The following is a 5,311-nucleotide window of genomic DNA, read 5'->3' as shown; positions in this document are numbered from 1 at the left end:
ACGGCGCGGGTGGACTGCCCGCACGCCGCTGCACGAGCAACTTTTGCGTCGCGCACGCGGCGTGGACGTCGTGTTGATCGGACCGGCGGCAGGGGACGCCGTGGCCGACAAGCGCGTGGTGCGCGGCGACTGGCGCGGCTGGTTCGAAACGGCCCCGGAGCTGGGGCTCGTGGGCGGGCCCTGGCGTGCCTATGCATGGGCCGTCGGTATCTGCGGCGCCGTGTCGCTTGTCGCGGCGGAACTCACGTCGTTCCTCGATCTGGCCAATATCGCCATGTTGTACCTGCTCGGCGTGATCGTGGCGGCCATGCGGCTTGGGCGTGGTCCAGGGGTGCTCGCGTCGTTTCTGTCGGTGCTGGCGTTCGACTTCTTTTTCGTGCCACCGAAGATGTCGCTGTCGGTGTCCGACACCCAGTACCTGCTGACGTTCGCCGTCATGCTCACCGTCGCCCTGGTCATCAGCCATCTGACAACCAGCTTGCGGTTCCAGGCGCGGCTGGCCACGTGGCGCGAGCGTCGCACGGGCGCGGTGTACGCCATGGCCCGCGAACTGGCGGCGGCGCTCACTACGCCACAGATCGTGGAAATCGGGTCGCGCCACGTGCGCGAAGTGTTCCAGGCGCGCGTGGCGCTGCTGCTACCCGACAGCCAGGGCAGTGTGCGCCAGCCGGTCGAGAACGCGCAGTCGGAAACCATGCCGGCGCACATCGATACCGATGTCGCCCAGTGGGTGTATGACCGTCAGCAAGCGGCGGGGCGGGGGACCAACACGTTGCCCGCGTCGGACGCCTACTATCTCCCGCTTCGCGCGCCGATGCGCACGCGGGGGGTGCTGGTGGTCGCCCCGGCGCCGGAGGGCGGCGGCGCCATCGACACGCCGGATCAGCAGCGTTTGCTCGATACGTTTGCCGCGCAGATCGCGCTCGCGCTCGAGCGTGTTCATTACGTCGAGATCGCGCAGGATGCACTGGTGACGATGGAGTCCGAGCGGCTACGCAATTCCCTGCTCTCGGCGATCTCGCACGATCTGCGAACACCATTGACGTCCATCGTGGGTTTTGCCAGCATGCTGAGCCGCAATGCCCAGACGCCCGGGCCGTTGCGCACCGAACTCGTCGAGGCCATTCACGAGGAGGCGCAGCGCATGACGGGGCTCGTGACCAATCTGCTCGACATGGCGAAGTTGCAAGCGGGCGGCGTGCAGCTCAACCGTCAGTGGCAGATGCTCGAGGAAGTGGTGGGTACGTCGTTGCGCGCCTGCCGCCGATCGCTCGCCGGGCATGAGGTGAGCACGCGGCTGCCGGCCGACTTGCCGTTGCTGCGCTTCGATGCCGTGCTGATGGAGCGGTTGTTCACCAACCTGCTGGAGAATGCCGCGAAGTATTCGCCCGCGGGCTCGCATATCGAAATCGCCGCATGCGTGCAGGGCGACGAGGTCGAAGTGAGCGTAAGCGACGACGGGCCGGGTCTGCCCCCGGGCATGGAAGGGCGTATCTTCGAGAAATTCATGCGCGGGGAAAAGGAGTCGGCCAAGCCCGGTATCGGACTCGGACTAGCGATCTGTCGCGCCATCGTGGAAGCGCACGGCGGTAGAATTCACGCCACCAACGGACCCGACGGTCGTGGCGCGCGCTTCATCTTCACGTTGCCGATCGAAACGCCGCCGATGGCGCCGGAGAGTCTGGAGGGCCCGGAAGACGTCCATGCGGATTTGCCCGCCGACCCGCCGCAGACATCCCGTACCCCCGACGCCAACGCGACCCAACAACATGAGTGAACCGACCATCACCGTCGTGGTGATTGAAGACGAACGACAGATCCGCCGGTTTTTGCGCACCTCGCTTGAGGCCGAAGGCATGGTCGTGCACGAGGCGGAAACGGGGCGGCAGGGCATGGTCGAGGCCGCTACGCGCAAGCCGGATCTGCTCATCGTCGATCTGGGACTGCCGGATGTCGACGGCGTGGAGGTCATTCGCGAAGTGCGAAGCTGGACCGATATGCCGATCATCGTGCTGTCCGCTCGCAACGAGGAGGCAGAGAAGGTCGTGGCGCTCGATGTCGGTGCGGACGACTACCTCACCAAACCGTTCGGGGTGTCGGAACTGCTCGCGCGGATACGGGCGCAATTGCGACGTCATCATCGTGGCGGCAATTCGGAAACGCTCGACGAAGCGTTCTCGTTCGGCGACATCCACATCGATCTGGCGAGACGCAAGGTCACGCGCGCGGGAGACCCGGTGCATCTGACACCGATCGAGTACCGGCTGCTGATCACGCTGGTGCGTCATGCGGGGCGCGTGTTGACACACCGGCAATTGCTCAAGGAGGTGTGGGGGCCGTCGCACGTCGAGAGCCATCACTACCTGCGCATCTACATGGGACACCTGCGGCAGAAACTGGAGGTCGATCCGGCACAGCCGCAACACATTCTCACGGAGACGGGGGTCGGCTACCGGCTCGAGATCGACGCCATCGGCTGAGTGCTTGCGGAGCATGCCGCAAGGGCGAGTTCGCGTAGCGGTGCGATCCCGGAGGCCTGGGCATCGGTGCAAGGGGTGACCGCGGCGCGCGAGCTTTGCTAAAATCGTGCGGTTCCCTGAGCGATGTCCGGCGATCGCCCTGGCGGTGAGATGCCAAGTTGCAGCTTCGCGACGTTGGCGTTCTGCCATGTCATTCGACATCCAAAGGAACCCCGTGACGGGACGACCCGTTACGAGGATCGCTTGTCTTCCGGGGACGACCCCGATTTCTCTATCGGAGTCAGTCATGGCCTGGATGCTATTGGTTATTGCCGGTTTGCTGGAAGTGGCGTGGGCCGTCGGCCTCAAGTACACGCAGGGTTTTTCGCGTCTCTGGCCGTCGGTGTTCACGATTGGCGCAATGATCGGCAGTGTCTGGCTGCTCGCATTGGCCGTGCGTTCGCTGCCATTGGGCACGGCATACGCGATCTGGACCGGTATAGGCGCCGTCGGTGCGTTCGTGCTGGGCATTATGCTGTTCGGCGAGTCGGCCTCCGCCGCCCGGATTGCCAGCGTGACGCTGATTCTGGCGGGCCTGGTCGGGTTGAAGTTGACCGCAGCCTGAAGGGCGCCTGCCGTTTGCGCCGGCCACGCCAAATCCTCAATGTCCGGCATCGGTGGTGTGTTGCCCCAGCGCGCGGCATAATGACGCGGTAGCGGTCGAGTGACCGTTCGGTGGCTGTTCCGCGAGGGTCGTTCGCCGACTGTACGCCACCGACGCGTCACTTGTGACGTCAGTCCGGCGGGTAGGGGCGGTTCGCGTCCTCCCCGATGGTCATTGCCGCGTCGGCGGTACCCGACGCGTGATCGTGCGACGCCGTCATATCGGCGGCAGTGAGGTCGCCATGCTTGAATCGATTGCACTGGGTGCGGGGCTGTCTTGGGGCAGTGGCCTGCGGTTGTACCTGACGGTGTTCTGCGCGGGAATGGCTGCGCGTCTGGGCTGGTTGCATCTGCCGCCCTCGTTGGTGGTGCTGACGTCGACGTGGGTGATTGCCACGGCCGGCGTGCTGGCGGCCATCGAGTTCTTCGCCGATAAAATTCCCTTTGTCGACAGTGCCTGGGACGCCGTCCACACGTTCATCCGCATTCCGGCCGGCATCGTGCTCGGCGCGGCGGCGCTGGGACAAATGGATCCGACCGTCACGGTGCTGGCGGGGCTGGCGGGCGGTGCGTTGGCAGGCACGGCCCATCTGGCAAAAGCGGGTAGCCGGGCGCTGATCAACACGTCGCCGGAACCTTTCTCCAATGTCGCGGCCTCAGCCGGCGAAGATGTGTCGACGGTGGGCGGACTGGCGCTGGCGTTTTTCCTTCCCGCCGTTTTTCTCGTGATGTTATTGATCTTCGTCGTGCTGGCGTGGTGGTGGCTGCCCCGCGTGTGGCGAGGTTGGCGCTCATTGCTGGCGCGGGTCAAAGGATTGAAAAACGATGGGGTTCACTGACGTTGCTCGCCAGGCATGGCGGATGTTCCTGCGCGATTGGCGCGCAGGCGAGTTGCATCTGCTTCTCGTGGCGTTGTTGCTGGCGGTCGGTGCACTCTCCAGCGTGGGGTTTCTCTCGGATCGGATGCAGGGCGGGCTTGAACGCGACGCCCGCCAGATGCTCGCCGCCGACCTCGTCGTGCGCAGCGACGCTCCCCTGTCGCCGGCATTTGCGCGTCAGGCGCAGGCCGATGGACTGGCCACCGCCGTCGTCGCCAACTTTCCCAGCATGGCCAGCGTCCCGGGCGAACACGGGCAAGTCGGCGCGAGCCGTCTATCGTCGCTCAAGGCCGTGAGCGACGGCTATCCATTGCGCGGGCGAGTGCGCACCGCCCCCGATGCCGGTGCCGATACGCCGGATGCACCCGCCGCGGCCATCCCCGCGCCAGGCACGGTGTGGGTCGACGCCGCGTTGCTCGATGCCCTGCACGTCAAGCCCGGCGAGTCCATTCGCGTGGGCAACCGCACGTTGCGCATCGCCGCCGTCATCACGCGAGAAATGGATCGCGGTTTCGGCTTCGGATCGCTGGCCCCACGCGTCATGATGCGCTTCGACGAATTGCCGTCGACGGGGCTGGTGCAGTTCGGCAGCCGGATCACCTACCGGCTGCTGGTGGCGGGCACGGACGCGCAGGTCGCCAGATTCGCCGCGTGGGCGCGGCCGGCCGCTGAACAGGCGCGCGGCGTGCATCTCGAATCGCTCGAGGAAGGACAGCCGCAGGTGCGCCAGACGCTCGATCGCGCCGAGCGTTTTCTCTCGCTGGTGGCCTTGCTCGCCGCCGTGCTGGCGGCGGTGGCGGTGGGCATCGCGTCGCGTCGGTACAGCGAGCGCCATCTCGATGCCTGCGCCGTCATGCGTTGCCTGGGCTTGTCGCGCCGCGCGTTGCGCGGGATGGTGACGCTTGAATTCATCGGGCTTGGCCTAATCGGTGGCGTATTGGGCATCGCGCTCGGCTACGCGGCGCATTGGGTGCTGCTCGCCCAGTTGGGAGACGTGATCCCGGCGGGGTTGCCGGCGCCGACGTGGCGACCGGCGGTCGTCGGTCTGGCGAGTGCGCTGGTCATGCTGCTCGGTTTCGCGTTGCCGCCGTTGCTGCCGCTCTCCGAAGTCGCGCCCCTGCATGTGTTGCGTCGCGATGTCGTGGGTGGGGCGCGCAGGCAAGGGTGGCTGGCGTATGGCGCGAGTGCGCTGGCCTTCGGCGCGCTGTTGCTGTTCGCGGCGCGAGACCTGCGTCTCGGGGCGATGGTGGCGGGCGGCTTCGCGGCGGGCGCGGTGGTGTTCGGCGTGCTCGCCTGGCTCGCCATCCGCCT

Annotated in this window: 5 protein-coding genes; all 5 read left to right on the top strand. The window is 66.4% G+C overall.

The genetic code is table 11. From position 1 onward, the window contains the following. On the top strand, positions 1-1,777 hold a 1,777-nt coding region (locus A985_RS23620; RefSeq protein WP_017231397.1), incomplete at its 5' end, for a DUF4118 domain-containing protein. Then, a complete protein-coding gene (kdpE, locus tag A985_RS0100070) occupies positions 1,770-2,480 on the top strand; it encodes a two-component system response regulator KdpE (RefSeq protein ID WP_017231396.1) in 711 nt (236 codons plus the stop codon). The genes A985_RS23620 and kdpE, both read left to right, overlap by 8 nt. 286 nt (positions 2,481-2,766) lie before the next feature. Then, entirely contained in the window at positions 2,767-3,084 is a 318-nt protein-coding gene (gene sugE, locus A985_RS0100065; RefSeq protein ID WP_017231395.1) for a quaternary ammonium compound efflux SMR transporter SugE, read from the top strand. 280 nt (positions 3,085-3,364) lie between these two features. Then, positions 3,365-3,961, top strand: a complete 597-nt coding sequence (locus A985_RS0100060; RefSeq protein ID WP_026131485.1) for a DUF4126 domain-containing protein — start codon at positions 3,365-3,367, stop codon at positions 3,959-3,961. Then, positions 3,948-5,311, top strand: a 1,364-nt coding sequence (locus A985_RS23615; protein WP_157211298.1) for an ABC transporter permease, incomplete at its 3' end; no start/stop codon positions are given. The genes A985_RS0100060 and A985_RS23615, both read left to right, overlap by 14 nt.

This window comes from Pandoraea sp. B-6 (assembly GCF_000282835.1).
In the GTDB taxonomy this organism is placed as follows: domain Bacteria; phylum Pseudomonadota; class Gammaproteobacteria; order Burkholderiales; family Burkholderiaceae; genus Pandoraea; species Pandoraea cepalis.
Note: the sequence above shows the minus strand (reverse complement) of the source record. Positions and strands in the feature narration are given on the sequence as shown.

Bases quoted from the DNA above. Each gene is read 5' to 3' on its own strand.
- kdpE (WP_017231396.1), top strand. From the start codon at position 1,770: ATGAGTGAACCGACCATCACCGTCGTGGTGATTGAAGACGAACGACAG.
- sugE (WP_017231395.1), top strand. From the start codon at position 2,767: ATGGCCTGGATGCTATTGGTTATTGCCGGTTTGCTGGAAGTGGCGTGG.
- A985_RS0100060 (WP_026131485.1), top strand. From the start codon at position 3,365: ATGCTTGAATCGATTGCACTGGGTGCGGGGCTGTCTTGGGGCAGTGGC.